9 protein-coding genes are annotated in these 16,667 nt (G+C 38.3%); 5 read left to right on the top strand and 4 right to left on the bottom strand.

The window, feature by feature from the left end; genetic code table 11:
* The first annotated feature begins 75 nt into the window (after positions 1–75).
* Entirely contained in the window at positions 76–1,359 is a 1,284-nt protein-coding gene (murF, locus tag CI960_RS22930) for a UDP-N-acetylmuramoyl-tripeptide--D-alanyl-D-alanine ligase (protein ID WP_005859772.1), read from the top strand.
* Here the strand turns inward: murF and CI960_RS22925 are convergent.
* Positions 1,354–3,540, bottom strand: a complete 2,187-nt coding sequence (locus CI960_RS22925) for a DUF2339 domain-containing protein (protein WP_005859774.1) — start codon at positions 3,538–3,540, stop codon at positions 1,354–1,356. The genes murF and CI960_RS22925 overlap by 6 nt on opposite strands.
* 278 nt (positions 3,541–3,818) lie before the next feature.
* Positions 3,819–6,629, bottom strand: coding sequence for a DUF6383 domain-containing protein (locus CI960_RS22920; protein ID WP_005859776.1), 2,811 nt, complete (start codon positions 6,627–6,629; stop codon positions 3,819–3,821).
* Positions 6,630–7,260: 631 nt separating this feature from the next.
* Between CI960_RS22920 and CI960_RS22915 the strand changes: the two genes are divergently transcribed.
* Positions 7,261–8,157, top strand: coding sequence for a PfkB family carbohydrate kinase (locus tag CI960_RS22915; protein WP_005859778.1), 897 nt, complete (start codon positions 7,261–7,263; stop codon positions 8,155–8,157).
* 63 nt (positions 8,158–8,220) lie between these two features.
* Here CI960_RS22915 and CI960_RS22910 read toward each other — a convergent pair whose 3' ends face one another.
* Positions 8,221–9,459 carry an MFS transporter gene (locus tag CI960_RS22910; RefSeq protein ID WP_005859780.1) on the bottom strand — a complete coding sequence of 413 codons (1,239 nt, stop codon included), beginning with the start codon at positions 9,457–9,459 and terminating at the stop codon, positions 8,221–8,223.
* Positions 9,460–9,627: 168 nt separating this feature from the next.
* Positions 9,628–11,895 carry a cation:proton antiporter gene (locus CI960_RS22905; RefSeq protein ID WP_005859782.1) on the bottom strand — a complete coding sequence of 756 codons (2,268 nt, stop codon included), beginning with the start codon at positions 11,893–11,895 and terminating at the stop codon, positions 9,628–9,630.
* A 572-nt stretch (positions 11,896–12,467) separates the two neighbouring features.
* Here CI960_RS22905 and CI960_RS22900 point away from each other — a divergent pair.
* The 3 genes from CI960_RS22900 to CI960_RS22890 are packed head-to-tail and all read left to right on the top strand — an operon-like array spanning position 12,468 to position 16,628.
* The gene (locus tag CI960_RS22900) at positions 12,468–14,045 is read left to right on the top strand and encodes a hypothetical protein (protein ID WP_094582630.1); all 1,578 of its coding nucleotides are present in this window, start codon (positions 12,468–12,470) and stop codon (positions 14,043–14,045) included.
* The gene (locus tag CI960_RS22895; protein WP_094582628.1) at positions 14,038–14,949 is read left to right on the top strand and encodes a DNA adenine methylase; all 912 of its coding nucleotides are present in this window, start codon (positions 14,038–14,040) and stop codon (positions 14,947–14,949) included. Before CI960_RS22900 ends, CI960_RS22895 begins: the two co-directional genes overlap by 8 nt.
* Before the next feature lie 20 nt (positions 14,950–14,969).
* On the top strand, positions 14,970–16,628 hold the full coding sequence (locus tag CI960_RS22890) for an AAA family ATPase (RefSeq protein ID WP_094582626.1): 1,659 nt from the start codon (positions 14,970–14,972) through the stop codon (positions 16,626–16,628).
* Positions 16,629–16,667: the final 39 nt, after the last annotated feature.

Here is a 16,667-nt window from a genome sequence, read left to right as displayed (position 1 = left end):
AGATTCTTCATTCTTTATTTAATTGCTACATTTGCGCCGAATTAGACAGGAATAAATATTTAACGCAATACAGTCATGAGTATTATCGACCTCTATGATTTATTTATACATAACCCTCAAATAACGACAGATAGCCGGAACTGTCCGAAGGGTTCTATCTTCTTCGCCTTAAAAGGTGATAAATTCGACGGAAATCAATATGCCGGGAAAGCCTTGGCATCCGGCTGTGTTTATGCCGTCATAGACAATCCCGATTATTATATAGGTGAACGTACGATCCTTGTTGATAACGTGCTGAAGACCCTGCAACAATTAGCGCACCATCACCGCAAGGTACTGGGGTTGCCGATCATCGGAATTACCGGAACGAATGGCAAGACCACGACCAAAGAGTTATTGGCCGCCGTGCTCTCAACGAAATTCAATTTACTATATACCGAAGGGAATTTCAATAACCATATTGGCGTTCCCTTGACCCTGCTCCGATTGACTCATGACCATGAGATGGCGGTTATCGAGATGGGCGCCAGCCATCCGGGAGACATCAAGGAATTAGTGGATATCGTCCATCCTAACTATGGCATCATCACGAACGTAGGCCGTGCCCATCTGGAAGGCTTCGGTTCTTTCGAGGGTGTGATCCGGACAAAAGGGGAGTTATATGATTATATCCGTCGCTCCAAAGGCAAGATATTTATCAAGAAAGAGAACGAGTACCTTCAGTCTATCGCCAAAGGCATCGAACAAATCACATATGGAAACGGGGATGATGCTTTTGCGTCCGGACAGGTAGTCAGTTGCGATCCTTTCTTAGTGTTCAATTGGAAGCAACAAGGAAAGTTGCATACCGTCGAAACACATATGATCGGTAGTTATAACCTAGATAATGTATTGGCCGCCGTCGCCGTAGGCCGCTTCTTCAAGATCCCGGCAGAGCGTATCAGCCGTGCTATCGCCGCTTACGAGCCTACCAATAACCGTTCTCAGTTCAAGAAAACCGATAATAACGAATTGATTATCGATGCTTACAACGCAAATCCGAGTAGCATGAAAGTAGCTCTGGACAATTTCATCACCATGCCCGTACAGCCTAAAGCTATCATCCTTGGAGATATGCGCGAGCTTGGACCAACTAGCGACGAATTACACGCGGAGGTTGTCGAACAGATCAAGAAAGGCCAGTTCGACAAGGTGTTCCTCTGCGGCGAGCATTTCTCCAAGGTAGGCAAAGAGTTCTCCCCCTTCGCTACCACGGAGGCAATGGTGGAAGAGCTTCGGAAACAGCCGTTAAAGGGCTATCATATCTTGATCAAAGGCTCTCATAGCATGGGGCTGGAGAAACTAGCGGATATCCTATAAGCTATCATCGAACAAGACGGTTTTCAACTTCTGGTACAAGAAGGAGAGAATCAATAAGATAACTCCCAAGATTATAAAGACGACCACCTTCCCGATCGTAGGCAAGAGCCACAGATCCACCATCACCAACTTTAGCAATACGATCGAGAAGGTGGCCAAACTAATCATCCGGACAACTTTCAGATGCAATCGCATTCCCACCGCCATTTGCATAAAACCGGCAAGACTCAACGAGATAGAGAAACCTGCGCTTAATTCATCCGGCAAGCCCAACTGATTCAACAAATTATTCGTTCCCACGGCTAGTAATATCGTAGACAGCAAACAAATATATAAGGTCATCCCATGCGTACGCTTTTCTCTTGCGTCAAATGACTTATAATAGTACCGCCCCAAGACAAAAATATGCCCCCCGATTAAAAGCAAGGAAACCCATAGCAGGAACCGGGGAATAAAGAGATCATCATACCCGACCCACAAAGACATTCCTCCGAACAGGGATAAAGATAGCCCCAAGAGTAGTCCGTATCCCCCCGCATTTCTTGACACAGGCAAATAGCTTTTCCCTAATAAAACATTCGCAGCAAATAAAACCGCCACCGTAAATGTCTCGATATAGCTAAAGGACACGATCGAAGGATCTACATATGAATAGAAATCGAAAACAAAGGCTATATATAATACGACACATCCCGTCAAGAGAGGCCCTTTCGTCGAGATCCTTGTCGGACGTACCAACCAAGCGTCTACCCAATACGATAACCCCGTAAAAATACCGGTAGCGAACAAGCCATTTATAAATAGGGAAGAATCTCCGTACCGAGCCTTCATACATCCGTGGAAGACATCCATTCCGTAAGAGCCCAGCGTCAAGACCGGAAGTACCCAAACGAATATCTCGTAAACCCGCAGACGGAAACGACTATAGAACCAGAGAATAATCATTACCTCTGAAGCCCAAAACAAGGTAATAAAGGTCCCTTCCAGTTGGATCGGGATCGTCACCGATACGAACGTAAGAGCGATACCCAATAACGTATGCATCAAGAAAGTGAAAGGTTCCCCTTTCCGTTTGATCCAAAAGAAAAGAGCGAAGTTAATAGCCGCAACAAAAAGGGTTACCAGACCTTTGTAATTCTGCTCAAGCTCCATATTCTGCAGGAGACAAAGGGCAAAGAACAGGAATACGAAATTGTTCAATCCGATCACTCCTAATAAATATTGATTGATCCCCCGGATATTGATTCGCACGATGGAAGCGACCGATAATAAGAAGATCAAATAGAAGGCGATAGAGAAAATAAGTAAATGCGTTAATTGGACACTTCCCATCAAATCCAGATCCGCAGCATACGTATAACCCGCAAAGACGATCCAAGTCAAGGCAAAACAAATTACAGGCAATTCCCCCCACTTCTTATAGATAGATAGCCCGAACATCCCTAGGTCCAAGATCATGACATAAGTAAACAGCACCCAATAACTTCCATCCCCGCTGCCCACTAAGAATGGAGCGATAAATCCACCCACCAAAGCGATAATCGCCAGTTCCCTACGATTATAGAGTATAGATAAAGACGACATAAACCCGGTAAACAATACAAGCAAGATAAAAGCGACCGTTTGGCTGAACAGCCCGTAATAATGATAGGCGATCGCCACCGTTACATAAAAGATCGCAAAAGCGCCTCCCGCCAGCAAAGAGCTAAAGGTACGATAGGAATCCTTCAAACGCCAAGCCACGAATAGAAGTAATCCGCCCATCCCAAAGCCAAGGATCGTACGCAAGGTCTCGTTTATCCATTCCTTATCTATCGCATACTTCACGAAAAGACCCATACCCAAGACGAGTATCAGGATACCGATTTTACCGAATAAATTCTCACCGATATATTTCTCATAATTGACAGGCTTCCGCACCTTCTGGGGTTGAAGATTTCTCGCAGGTTCGACAATCGCCTTTACAGGTTCAGGTTGTACGAAAACTTCCGGCTCTTTCAAGGTCTCAGGCTCCGGTTCCTTTATCTCGTCCACAACTTCCGAACTATTCTCCAAACGTCTACGCAAGGCAGCGATCTCTTTCGATAATTCCTCCGTCTTCTCCTGTGATTTGGATATCTTATTACGCAAGTTTATCCAAATCATGATCAGTAATAGAAGTATCAGTAAGGTATATTCCATAAACTCTAAAATTATAAGCTTGCCGCAATATACGCATTTATTTATATAAAAGCTTTCCGAACCATAAAAAAGTCCCGACGATACGAATATCGCCGGGAGCAATTTTTTATCCGGTTTCCTTCCTCACGGAAATACTATCGGAAGAACTTTTTTACTTTAGTATTAACCACACGTTCCCCCATCACGGGATACTTTGCTGTGTGGAAATTATTTAATTAAATATATTTAGATAGAGACGGGACGTGCCCGCCTCTACTGTATCATTTCGAATAAAATAATTATTTAACAACCACCTTAACAGCAGCCTCACCCTCTACAGCTACAGCTACGATACCGGCAGGTACAGCGATTGTAGCGTTATCAGATGAAAGAACTGTCTCAGCAACCACCTTACCTAAGATGTTAGAGATAACAACAGACTTGCCAGCGGCACCTTGGATTGTTACAGTACCATCGTTAGCGATAACAGAGATAGCAGACTCAGCAGCGATCTTGTCATTAGATGTAGGAGTGCTAGTTGTCATTACCTTGAATACTTCTGCTTGCTCAGGATCAGTTGTCCAATAAACAACATTGTTCAAATGAGCCAAATAAGCATTACGAGGTAAATATTTCTCTACATCATACTCTTCACCTTGCTCTTCAGCTGCTTCCTCATCATAAGCCGGATTCAAATATTCTTGAACAGAAAGGATCTTGTAAGCCTCATCGCTATACTCAGCAGCGACCTCAAATGCGACAGCAGCCGGATTCAAGTTCATCGCATTGATTGTATCACCCTTGATTGCGATAGAATCTATACCGCATACAGAACCAGCGATAAATGCAGCACGAACAGCCTCAGCGCCAGCAGCCTCATAAGCATAACCCTTAACCTCTGCAGAATCCAATGTATTCATCAAATAGTTTCTAGTTTTCACACCTTCTTCCGCAAATGCATTAGTAGAAAGATAATACAAAGGCATAGTCTCTTCGAAAGTCAAGCAAGCAGTATCCAACCACAAAGTCAAAGAATCATGCGTATATACATCGCTCTTCAAGATAGACTGTCCTTCTGCCTTCAATACAGCGAAACCATCTTTCTGGCTAGCGATCATCTTGTTATCATCCTCTGTATAAGAAGTGATCTGTACGTGACCGATATTCAAAGTAGCATATGTAGGAGCATCCTTCTTTGCGAACTCGAATGTAGTATTCTCAGTGTTGCACCAGCTAGCTGTATATAGCATTCCAGATCCAGCTAAAGCAGAGATTGCAGAACCATAATAACCATATTCTTCAGTATATTCAGAAGAAGAAACCAACTTATATTCATTCTCTACACCAGTAGATAAGAAAGATAATGTAACAGGATAAACACCATTCTCTACATCAGGCTCACCCATTAAATAATAATCAGTTCCATTTTCATTTTTAGAGCATAAAGTAGCCTTACCTAAACGATCTGTTACATTATACTTGTAAACTTTCACTCCATTTGACTCAGCTACAGTTGAATTTGCCTCATCTAATTCAACCTCTTCTACCTTAAATCTATAAGCAGAAGCCAACTCACCGGCAGCTACATACAATTTGCCATCTTTAACAGTTACATACAAGTTCTCCAATAAATCAGATTTCAAACGGAATGACAATGCACCATTAACCAAATCTTCTTTAGAAACTTTCTTATAAGCTAACTCTTGAGCATCCTCCACTTTCGGGCCTTTTACCAATTGAACTGTATCTGTTCCAAAAGAATAAATAGCCTTCGCATCATCTATTACGCGGATAATAGCACCACCTCTAGTACTATTAGTATTCCACATATTAGCCAAATTATTAGTCTCAGTCAAATACCATAAAGCAGTAGGAACTTCTGTTACAGCACCAGCATGAACTGTACCGTTCTCACAGAAAGAGAATACATAGTATTTTCCTTTGTTCTTATTTGCGGAATGATCCTCATCAGACTTCGCATTGTTCATATCCTTAACAAAGTAAGTATACTCTGGATCCAATGTGGTCGGAAGCTTAACCTCAGCGAAAGTACATTTAGCAGCATCCTTAGTCCAGATTGTCAATTTCTCTGTACCTGCGAAGTTACCAAAAGCGATCATCTCACCATTAGCGGCAACCTCCATGTCATAACACATTTTTGACTTCTTCTCCGTATCATTTGCGCCTTTATATACAGGAGTAGCATACGGATAAAGGATCATCTTGCTATTATCGGAAGGATCTAAAACTACCTTGAAAGCATACAACTCTTTCGCACGACCATTCTCTAGGATCGTACCAGCTGTTACACCGGTAGCCTTATCAGCAGCAGCAGCCTCATCTTTAGGTTGTGCGTCTACAGTAAGTTTCCAGAATTTCTCAGAAGACAAATTAGAAGACCAAGAAGTAGAGTCCACAACTAAATACTTACCGGTAGTTCTATCCTGCAAAGTAACATAACCATCTAAACCGTCAATGTCTGTAGCGAACAACTCTTTGCCTGCCAAAGGATTTCCATCCAGATTTTTGTCGAAAGTCAAAGCGAAAGGAGAACCATACTTATTATTTAACAAGTCAGCAGTCATGTTTATCTTTGCTGGAGCTGCTACTGTAAAGTTAATCGCAGATGCAGATACAGCCGTTCCCTTTTCCAAAGTAACAATATCTGTTCTTTCAGCTTCCACATCATCTTTAGCGATGATAGAAACAACTGTCTTATTATCCAACTGAGCAGATAAAGTAACGGCAGTCACATTCTCCGGAGCGATAAACGCACCCTCATTTTTGAAGTTCCACTCAGCTTGCTTATCCAATGTCAACACTCTGCCTGTAGCGCTATTCGTCAATGTGTACGCCCAAGTATTCGCCAAAGAGACAAAACGATAAGTTACTTTCCATAAGGATTTTTGATAATCAGTGTTCTTGATATCCGCAGTAGGAGCATCAGCCAAGATCAAACTATCAGTCTTTGTATAAGACTCTGTGACAGACAAATATTTACCATCCTCATTGGTCAATTGGTAAACTTTGCCATTTTCAACCTTCGCATTAGCGGTAAAGGCAGTACATAAAGCCAAGCCCGCTACAAGAGTAGAAAACTTTTTGTTCATAATTCTAAAATTAATATTAATACTAGTGTTAATTAAAAGCTCTTTATATATGCATCCCACCTAAATGGGTACAAAACGACTAGTCTAAACGATCGATTTTTCTAGTCATTTGCAAAGGTACGCGTTTCTTCGACACTTGCAACCCTTCAAGGTTAAAAAAATCACCCCTTATCCGCTTTCTTATCAATCAAATAGGCTATCCATCACGAAACAACCGATTCCATAAACAAACCTTCTCCTTTATCCCTTGAAAAACGCAAGATTTAGACGATCGTTTAAACTAGTCGTTTTATAAACCTATCTTCATACGATCAATAGCATATACTATATTTTCAATAGAATTTACCCTTTTATCATATATTATATATGTACGAGCGTACATATATAATATAATTATCAAGCAATCAACAAATATTCCTTATTCCTTCAAGTCTTATAATAATGAAACTTTTGTTCACCTATGAAGTAACTTTAGTTCCATAAGCTTAAAACTATAGCTTGATGCCGATGCAACTAAAGTCACAAGGGCAAAACGCCTCTTTCATGCTTTTATTGGTCAAAAAAGAGAGTAATCTATGTATTTGAAAGCTTTTTTCATAAATTTGTCGCTTTATAATAAACTGAGTAAAAAATGAATACACACGAACTTTGCTGCGTAGGACACATCACCTTGGATAAGGTAGTAACACCTAAGAACACCGTCCATATGCCGGGAGGAACCTCCTTTTATTTCTCGCATGCGATAAAACATTTCGATGATATCGACTATACTCTAGTGACAGCCTTGGCTGAATCTGAGATGAAAACGGTGGAGGAACTACGAGCTGAAGGTATCGACGTTGCCGTGATGCCAAGTAAGCACACCGTTTATTTCGAGAATATTTATGGAGAGAACCAAGATAACCGTACGCAACGTGTATTGGCGAAAGCAGATCCTTTCACCGTGGAATATCTGGAGAACATCAACTCTAAAATCTTCCACCTTGGTAGTTTGCTTGCCGATGATTTCTCTTTGGAAGTGGTAAAGTATTTAGCGGGGAAAGGCTTAGTATCGATTGACTCGCAAGGGTATCTACGGGAAGTAAGAGACAAGGATGTATTTGCCGTGGATTGGCCAGAGAAAAAAGAAGTACTTAAATACGTGCACTTCCTCAAGGCTAACGAACATGAGATGGAGGTGTTAACCGGATATACCGATGCCGTGAACGCAGGAAAAGTTATCTACGATTGGGGCGTGAAAGAGGTATTGCTGACTTTCGGAAGCATGGGATCTATCATTTACGACGGTTCCACTTTCCATAAAATCCCCGCTTACATACCGAAAGAAGTAGTAAACGCTACCGGAGCGGGTGATACTTATATGACAGGATATCTCTATAAACGTGCCAAAGGCGCAAGCATAGAAGAAGCCGGACGTTTCGCGGCAGCTATGACAACATTGAAAATCGAAGGAATAGGCCCATTCAACGGCACTAAGGAAGATGTGTTGCGATGTTTAGAGACAGCGGAACAACGAATGCCTGAGTAGTTGAAAATTGAGAATTGAAAATTATTCGCTCTCTCCTAATTTTCAATTCTCAAGTCTCTATCTTTAATTATTCTTGAATGCTTTGCAGAATGTAGTCATTAGCAAGATACAAAGCCCTAACAAGCCGACCACGATATAAGCGTATTTCATATTGAAAGCCTGCGAGATCGCTCCGATCAACAAAGGTGCGATCAACGAGCCGATAAAGCTGATACTGGAAAGGATCGTCAAGGCAATTCCCACCGGAGTTCTCGATTTAGCGCCCACTAAGCTATAAATAGTAGGCACCATACACGAGATGCCCAAGCCTACCAACATAAAGCCTAAGGAATTCACGATCACCTTTACCGTCATCGATTCGAACATTCCACCCAACATGGCTGAGATAAAAAAACCTGCTAAAATAAAGAAACCCGCTAATTGCAACACCTTCTGCTTTCCTAAAACACTATAGGCGGAGTTCGTAAGAAAACGGCCTACCGTCATCATCACCATGAACACCAAGAAACCAATCTGTAAGGACTTAGGAACCTGCAATACCGATTCGAAGTAAAGTCCACTCCAATCAAACATCGCGCTTTCCACCACCAAGGCAAACAGCCCGACGATACCTAACTGGATCAACAGCATTTCCGGCTTACGGATAAAGCTCAACAATGCCGGAGCTTCTTTCTTCTCCGCTTCCTTCTCTTCCTCCGGTGACTCAACCGCCACGTCTTCCTGCAAATACTTCCGGCTTACCAAAACAGTCACTCCAATCAATAATGCAATCAACGTAAAATGCCAGAACGGAGTAACACCGGATACGATCATGATAAACCCGATCAAAGCCCCTAAACAAGCCGCCAGACTCCAACCTCCATGAAATGAGGCCATAATCGTACGCCCATAGAGTCGCTCGATACCAATTCCTTGCGTATTCAAGGATATATCGCAAAGATTCCAGAACACCCCAAAACAGAACAAATAAACACCCAGCAGATAAATATTATGTGCCGTACCTATCGCAAATAAGGCCAAGGCATACCCCAACACACTGACCTGCGCCATAATACGACTCCCCAACTTCGACACCAAATAACCCGCTAACGGTATCGCCACAAACTTACCTACCGGGATCAGGAACAAGACCAAGCCCCAATAGAAAGCGTAATTCACCTCAAAAATATCCTTCACGTCCGGAATACGGCTAGCCCAACTAGAGAAACAAAGACCTTGCGCTAAAAAGAAAGAAAGCATCGCATAACGAATCCGTTCCTTGGGAAAAGCGTTGCCCAATGTAGCATTCATTTTTTCATTCATTATCATTTACTTTTATTGTTATCATTTATTCGAGAAAGGGGCACGCCCCCCATTTCTTCGCAAAGCTATCAAATATATCCTAATATCCTAATCCCCTAAGTCTTAAATGTAGAATTTAAGAGATGGCTTCCCTAATGAAAAATATATTTTACACTTTGGCTGAAACACTTAATTATAACTTAAACCTTCGCTCAATTGAACAATTTGACGATATTCTCCAGCAACCCATACGTTGTCGTTTTCCTTGAATACGGTTTGGGATGGAGGATTCATCATTGACTTTCCGTCTCGTTCAATACCCAAGATCAGACAAGCGTTCTTATCCCGAATGTCAGACTGTTGAATAGATCGCCCGATCAACGGAGAGTCTGGTTCAATATTAAATTGCTCTATTTTGATATTATTATTAAAGCTTTGCGCCAACTGATCTCTATATTCTTTGTCCTGTTTTTGTATTATCTCCTGGAAAAGATCCAATTCCTCATCCGTACCAACAATTATAATCTTATCAAAAGGATAAAGGCGTTCCTCTCCTCTAGGTATATTGATTTGTCGTTCACCTCGAATGATGGAAACGATATTTATTCCATATTTTTGACGGAAGTTGATCTCTTTCAAACTCCGGCCGACAATGGAGGATTCTTGGCCAACAACGAAATCCATCAAGTGCAAATCATTGAAAGGCAAAGATTTCAAGATATTATCAGTCAAAGGACTTCCAATGTTTGAGTCCGTTGTTTTCCCGTTGAAGTTGTCAATAAATCTTTTCTCGATCGAGAGAGAACGCTTTTTCAGTTTTTTGGATAAAATAATCATTAGCAATATCAACAGGGTGATAATAAATCCAACACCAGATGCTACATTAAATATATGGACTATGACTGGCATTAGAATACTTGCGCAAAGGAGCAGCTTTATCGCTATCAAAGAAACCAATGGTCCCCGGTTGAATTTACTATCATTCCATAATTTCAGGAATTCAGGAGAATGATTCTTCTTCATAATGATAGCCCAAAGAAAAGGTAATATAATGGCCAAAATAATAGATAAGCTCAATAGAGCCCCTTTGAAGCCTAATATGTTCTCGCGAATAATTGGATTTACATAAGTGAAAAATATGATAATACTGAATATTGTCAATACTGTATATAGTATTACATCTAGTAACATAGATTTCAACAGCTTATTCCATGTACTTTTATGTTTGACCGTGTTGGATCCGGAAGAATAACGGTTCAACATTAGTTTTATAGATGAAGGCAAATAATTGTCAATCAATTGATAGACCGGGGTCGCCATGCGAATCATATAAGGAGTAAGAAATGTTGTAACGACTGATACAGCGACAATAACAGGATACAGATAATCGTCTGTTACCTTTAAGCTAACTCCCAATGAAGCGATAATAAACGCAAATTCACCTATTTGGGTCAGAGAGAATCCTGATTGTAGAGCTATCTTTAATGGCTGTCCGGACAAGAGGACACCAAGACTCCCAAAAAAGATTTGCCCAATGATAACCAATATGGTTAAGATGCAGATTGGGACAAGGTATTCAATCAATAAATCCGGTTGTATCATCATGCCTACAGAAACAAAAAATATGGCCGCAAACAGGTCTTTTACCGGTTTTACCAATTTTTCTATCTTCTCGGCCTCAATGGTTTCAGCCAATAACGATCCCATAACAAAAGCTCCTAACGCAGAGGAGAATCCCGCTTTAGCCGCAATCATAACCATACCTAAACAGAAGCCTAATGCTATGATTAATAAGGTTTCGTCGTTAAGAAATGGCTTAATCTTTTTAAGAAAACTTGGAATCAGATAGATTCCGAGTAATGACCAAAATATAAGAAACGCTCCTAACTTTAGAATACTTTCCAGCATTTCCATTCCTTCGACTTGCTTGCTGACTGCTAAGGTTGAAAGCAAGACCATCAAAACTACGGCCACTAAATCTTCGACCACCAAGACGCCTAATACTACTCCTGTAAATTTTTGCCCTCTGAGTCCCATGTCATCGAACGCCTTGAATACGATAGCGGTGGATGACATAGAAAGCATACCGCCTAAAAATATACTGCTTAGATGCGAGAAGCCAAGCGCGTTTCCTGCAGTATAGCCTAGAAACATCATTCCGGAGACTATGGTTATAGAGGCGATAACAGCTGTACCTCCTACGGTCATCAACTTCTTGAAAGAGAATTCTAATCCCATAGCAAACAAAAGAAAGATGACGCCTATATCTGCCCATATTTTTATATTGGTAGGATCGGATACCGTTGGTATATAAGGTACGGCGGGCCCGGCAAGAATGCCAGCGACAATATACCCCAAAACGACAGGTTGTTTCAAGCATTTAAAAATCAATGTAATTATTCCCGCCGCAATCAATATAACCGCCAAGTCGGAAATAAGAGGTGCAATTTCAGACATGTTATTCATTATTTTGTGCTCGCAAATTTACATATTAACTTAGAACCATGTTGGGATAAAACAAAAGTACTCTTGTCCTAAAAACATATATGGGAAATATTCCAGGACAACCGCAGCAAATTCCTCCTCCCCCCAAGAGCTTTATCTTAACAGCATGAATACACCAATATCTATAAGCGGCAGTTTACGAGATATAAAAAAAGGGTCTTCATTGCTGAATACCCTTTCTTGGTGATCCGCCTGGGATTCTCCTAAGAGTGTTACCGTGCTGATATCTAAAACTTTATATTTTTAGCTTCAAGCATATCCCATGATTTATCCCACTAATTTGCTACGTGCTTTTGCGGTAGTTTGCTCATGGAGAATACTGATAGCAAAGATAATTCATTTCTTCGGTTTTGCAAAATCAGAGAAATGGAATTTGGATATAACATATGGTTGCTATAAGATATGATTCCAAATCTCTCTTTTTTGCTTGTGTTTACGTATTTGTTTGTGCTAATTATTTCATTACTATGAGAATCTTTGTTATATTTGCGAAAAATAGTAATATAACATTTTTATAAAATAAGATGAGACTTGATTTTGGTAATTGGACTCAAAGGCTTTTGTCTGTCGAACATTTAAAATTAGATATCGATAATCCTCGATTTTCTTATTTTTCTAAGAAGAAAATGAATCAAACAGAAATAATAAAATTTCTGATTGATCGGTTTGAGGTGTATGAGTTGGCCAAAGACATTGCCACAGATGGATATCTTCTTAATGAGGAACCCATTGTTTGTAAAGAAGGGGAATCGTATGTTGTATTAGAAGGTAATCGTAGAGTTGCAGCGTGTAAAATTTTATTAAATCCGCATCGCTATTTATCAAGCCAAAAAGCTCAAAATATACTTAAATATAATTATTCACTGGATAAATTAAATTGCCATGTCTCTCCCACGCGAAAAGATGCAGATATTTTAATATATAGGAGACATACTACTACCCCTGTTAGGCGTTGGGAAACTATAAGCCAAGATGCTCATGTCCATAAATTGTTTAGTGAGGAAGCTTATACAATAGAAGAAATAGCTGCTAAGCTAAGTGAATCGACTACTAATGTTAGAAAAGCATTAAGACGGTATCACATACACCAATACTCTATGACTCTATTTGAAGATAACCCATCATTAAGAGAAGCCATATCAAATGACAAATTTCCAATCACTAATCTTGAGCGTCTCTATGATTATAAAGATGGAATAGATTTTTTAGGAATTTCTTTTACTTTTAATGGAGAGATAAGAAAAAGATTAGATGTTGAGGAAGTCAATAAAAGATTACGTTTTATTGTTGAGGAAGTACTTAATGATAATTTTAACTCTCGTGTTTTTAACCGGGAATCTGATAAGAAGGAATATATTGAATATTTGAAAAGTTTGTCAGATAAATTCGACTTTTCCAAAACTCTTTCGGATTCAGCAACTCCAATTGAGCAAGATATACCTGTTGAAAATACTACAGCACAAAAGGAACATAATGAACAAGTAAATCACAACGAAGCTAAAAAACAGCCTGTGAGAAATAAATATAAGTTATTTCTAGAAAATGATTGGGAAACAGGCATTAAAAGAATTGATGATATATTTAAGACAATGAGAACATTGCGATACGACAAACATATAGATGTTGTCAGTATTGCTCTTCGTTGTTATTTAGATATGATTATTTATGAGTTTTTAAAAAAGAAGGGCTGTTTAGAAGATGCTTCTATTCAAGAGAATGCTAAAATAAATAAAGAACATGATAAATTGTACAGCAAGATAAAACGATACATGATTGATGAATTTGCTTTGAACGAAGAAGAAATAAAAGAAGAATTTCGTCATTTGTTAAAATTAGGACAAAGAACAGATACATCTACATCATTATCTTTAAGAGGAATGTTGCAATATATTATTAGCAAACAGGAGCTCTTTCCTGATAATAGGCAAAGAAATGCTTTAGCTGCATTTCTAAAAGGGGAGAATAATGTGATTGATCTACAGGGATTTAATATGCTTGTACATAATCAGCATTATCATATTGAGCCTTCCCAATTGGAAAATACAGTTATTAATTTGCAACCTTTACTTGAACTTATAAATCAGACAATAATCGATGAGTAAATTTTATTCTCCATTACGTTATCCCGGCGGAAAAAATAAATTATCTGCATTTATTGCCAAAATATGTATAGATAATAATATAAATGGGCATTATGTGGAGCCATATTCAGGTGGTGCTTCAGTGGCCTTATTCCTTTTACTTGAAGGCTTTGTAAATAAAATAACGATTAATGATAAGGATAGAGCTATTTATGCTTTTTGGTATTGTGTGCTTAATAAGACAAAGGATCTTTGTGATAAAATCGAAAGGACTGAAATCACAATTGCAGAGTGGAGAAAACAAAAAGAAATTCAAACCAAAAAAGAAAAAGCTGATTTATTGGAACTTGGATTTTCTACTTTTTTCTTAAATAGAACAAATCGTTCTGGCATTATTAATGGCGGAATGATAGGTGGCGTAGAACAAAATGGAGATTATCTTATTGATTGTAGGTTTAATAAAGAGGAATTAATTCAAAGAATAAAAAAAATAGCATCAAGAAAAAAAGACATTCGTTTGTATAAAAAGGATGCACTCAAATTAATTGAAAAAATACAAAAAGAGGCTTTAGATACTAATATTATTTTTTATTTTGATCCACCATATTTCGATAAAGGCAGTTCTTTATATATGAATCATTATAAAGACAAGAATCACAAATTAGTTAGTGAAAAAATTAAGAACATAAAAAATATAAACTGGATTGTATCATATGATAATGTTCCAGAAATAAAAGAGTTATACTTTGACTGTAACAGAAAAGAATATTCTTTTAAGCATACAGCATATAATGCTAGACTTGGGCAGGAAATATTATTTTTTAGTCCAACTCTAAAACAACCTGATATTGAAAATTGGAATCCTGTATTTTTTAGACATATAAGAACGAAGACATCAACAAAAATTGTATATAGAAATTCATAAGCTAATACTATTTTTAAATTATGAGAGTTAAAAAAATTACATTTGGAGAAATCCCATTTAGGATGTTTAGCAATATTGAGTTTGATATTGCGGAAAGAATAACTGTTATTGCTGGTCATAATGGTATCGGAAAATCTACATTATTAGGTCTGATAGCTAATGGTTCAGAATTAAAAATAAGTAAAGGATCAACTATATTTCAAAAGGCATTTCAGGCTCAACTTCATGAGCTTTTTTATTTAGATCGAGAAAAAGATTACGTTCAAAAGCGTGTAGATAAGCCATCTTTTACCCTAACTTATTCATGTGAAGGCAAAGCAGATCTTATAAAGACATGTAACGTTTCTGAACATAGAGAACAAAAGGGAACTGTGATACAACAGCGGCTAAAAGTTGTACCTAGAGGAACACAAGTGGATTGGGAAGTTGGACCTGCTGCTAAAGTGACCATTCCAACACTCTTTCTTAGTATGAGTAGAATGTTGCCAATAGGAGAATATCAAGGAACCTTAAATGCAGAACTATTAAAGCGACTTTCAGATGAAGATAGAAATTACGTAAAGGAGAAGTTTAAGTCTATTATTGATAATAAAATAGTGGAAAGTAATAATATTACTAAGCACGAATTAAAAGGGACAACTAAAAAATCATTACTACCTGAGTTCGAACACTCAACTCGGACTATATCTCTAGGACAGGATTCTTTGAGCTCAATAATAACTGCTTTTGCCTCGTTTAATAAACTTAAAAGAGAACAAGGAGATAATTATAATGGTGGAATTTTGCTAATTGATGAGATTGATGCTGGATTTCACCCTAGAGCGCAAATTAAATTAATTAAATTAATGAAAGAGGAAGCAAAAAAATTACATTTGCAGGTAATTATGACTTCCCATTCTTTAACAATAATACAAGAGGTCTTAAAAATCAGTGATGAAACTGCACGAGCTGGTCGTAATATTGATTCAGTTATTTATATAGAAGATGTTCTGAGACCTAAATTGATGGCAAATCCAACATATATTAATATAAAAAATGATATGCTAGGAATATTGCCCCAAGTACATGAAAAAACACCTACAATAAAAGTTTATTTTGAAGACGAAGAAGCTAAATGGATTTTTGAACAAATTATAGCAAGTGAGAAGTTTGACATTAAAACTGCTTATAAGCATGAATTTATACTTGTTGCAGCCAAATTGGGGTGTGATAATTTGAAGTCGCTTTTTAAGGTTGATGATTATTTTAAGTCTGTTGTAATTGTTTTTGATAATGATGTGCTAGTAAAAGATGATACTAAGAAGATTATAGATGAGAATCATAATATACTTGTGTTGCCTGCTATTATTAGTGCAAATAATATAGAAGCGGATAAAAGAACCCCTGAATATCAGACTTATAATTATCTTAATTTATTACTCGCAGATAAAACTCATTTGTTTTGGGATAGTTTACCTAGTGGTTATAATATGGAAATGATCAAAGATGCTATAGTAGATTCTTTTCCTTTTAAACAGACAGACAAGCCACTTCGTGAGTTGCGAAAAGACTGGTTCAAAAATCATCAAGCTCACTTTGAAAGAATAAACTTGATTGGTTTCTTTTGTTCTGATAATCCTGATATTATTAATCCTTTTATTAATGATTTGAAAACTGCTTTGGATTCATTGGTGAAATGATAAATATTTGTATCTAAATGAGAAAGTAATATATGGTTA

The organism is Parabacteroides sp. CT06, assembly GCF_002257605.1.
GTDB lineage: Bacteria > Bacteroidota > Bacteroidia > Bacteroidales > Tannerellaceae > Parabacteroides > Parabacteroides distasonis.
Note: the sequence above shows the minus strand (reverse complement) of the source record. Positions and strands in the feature narration are given on the sequence as shown.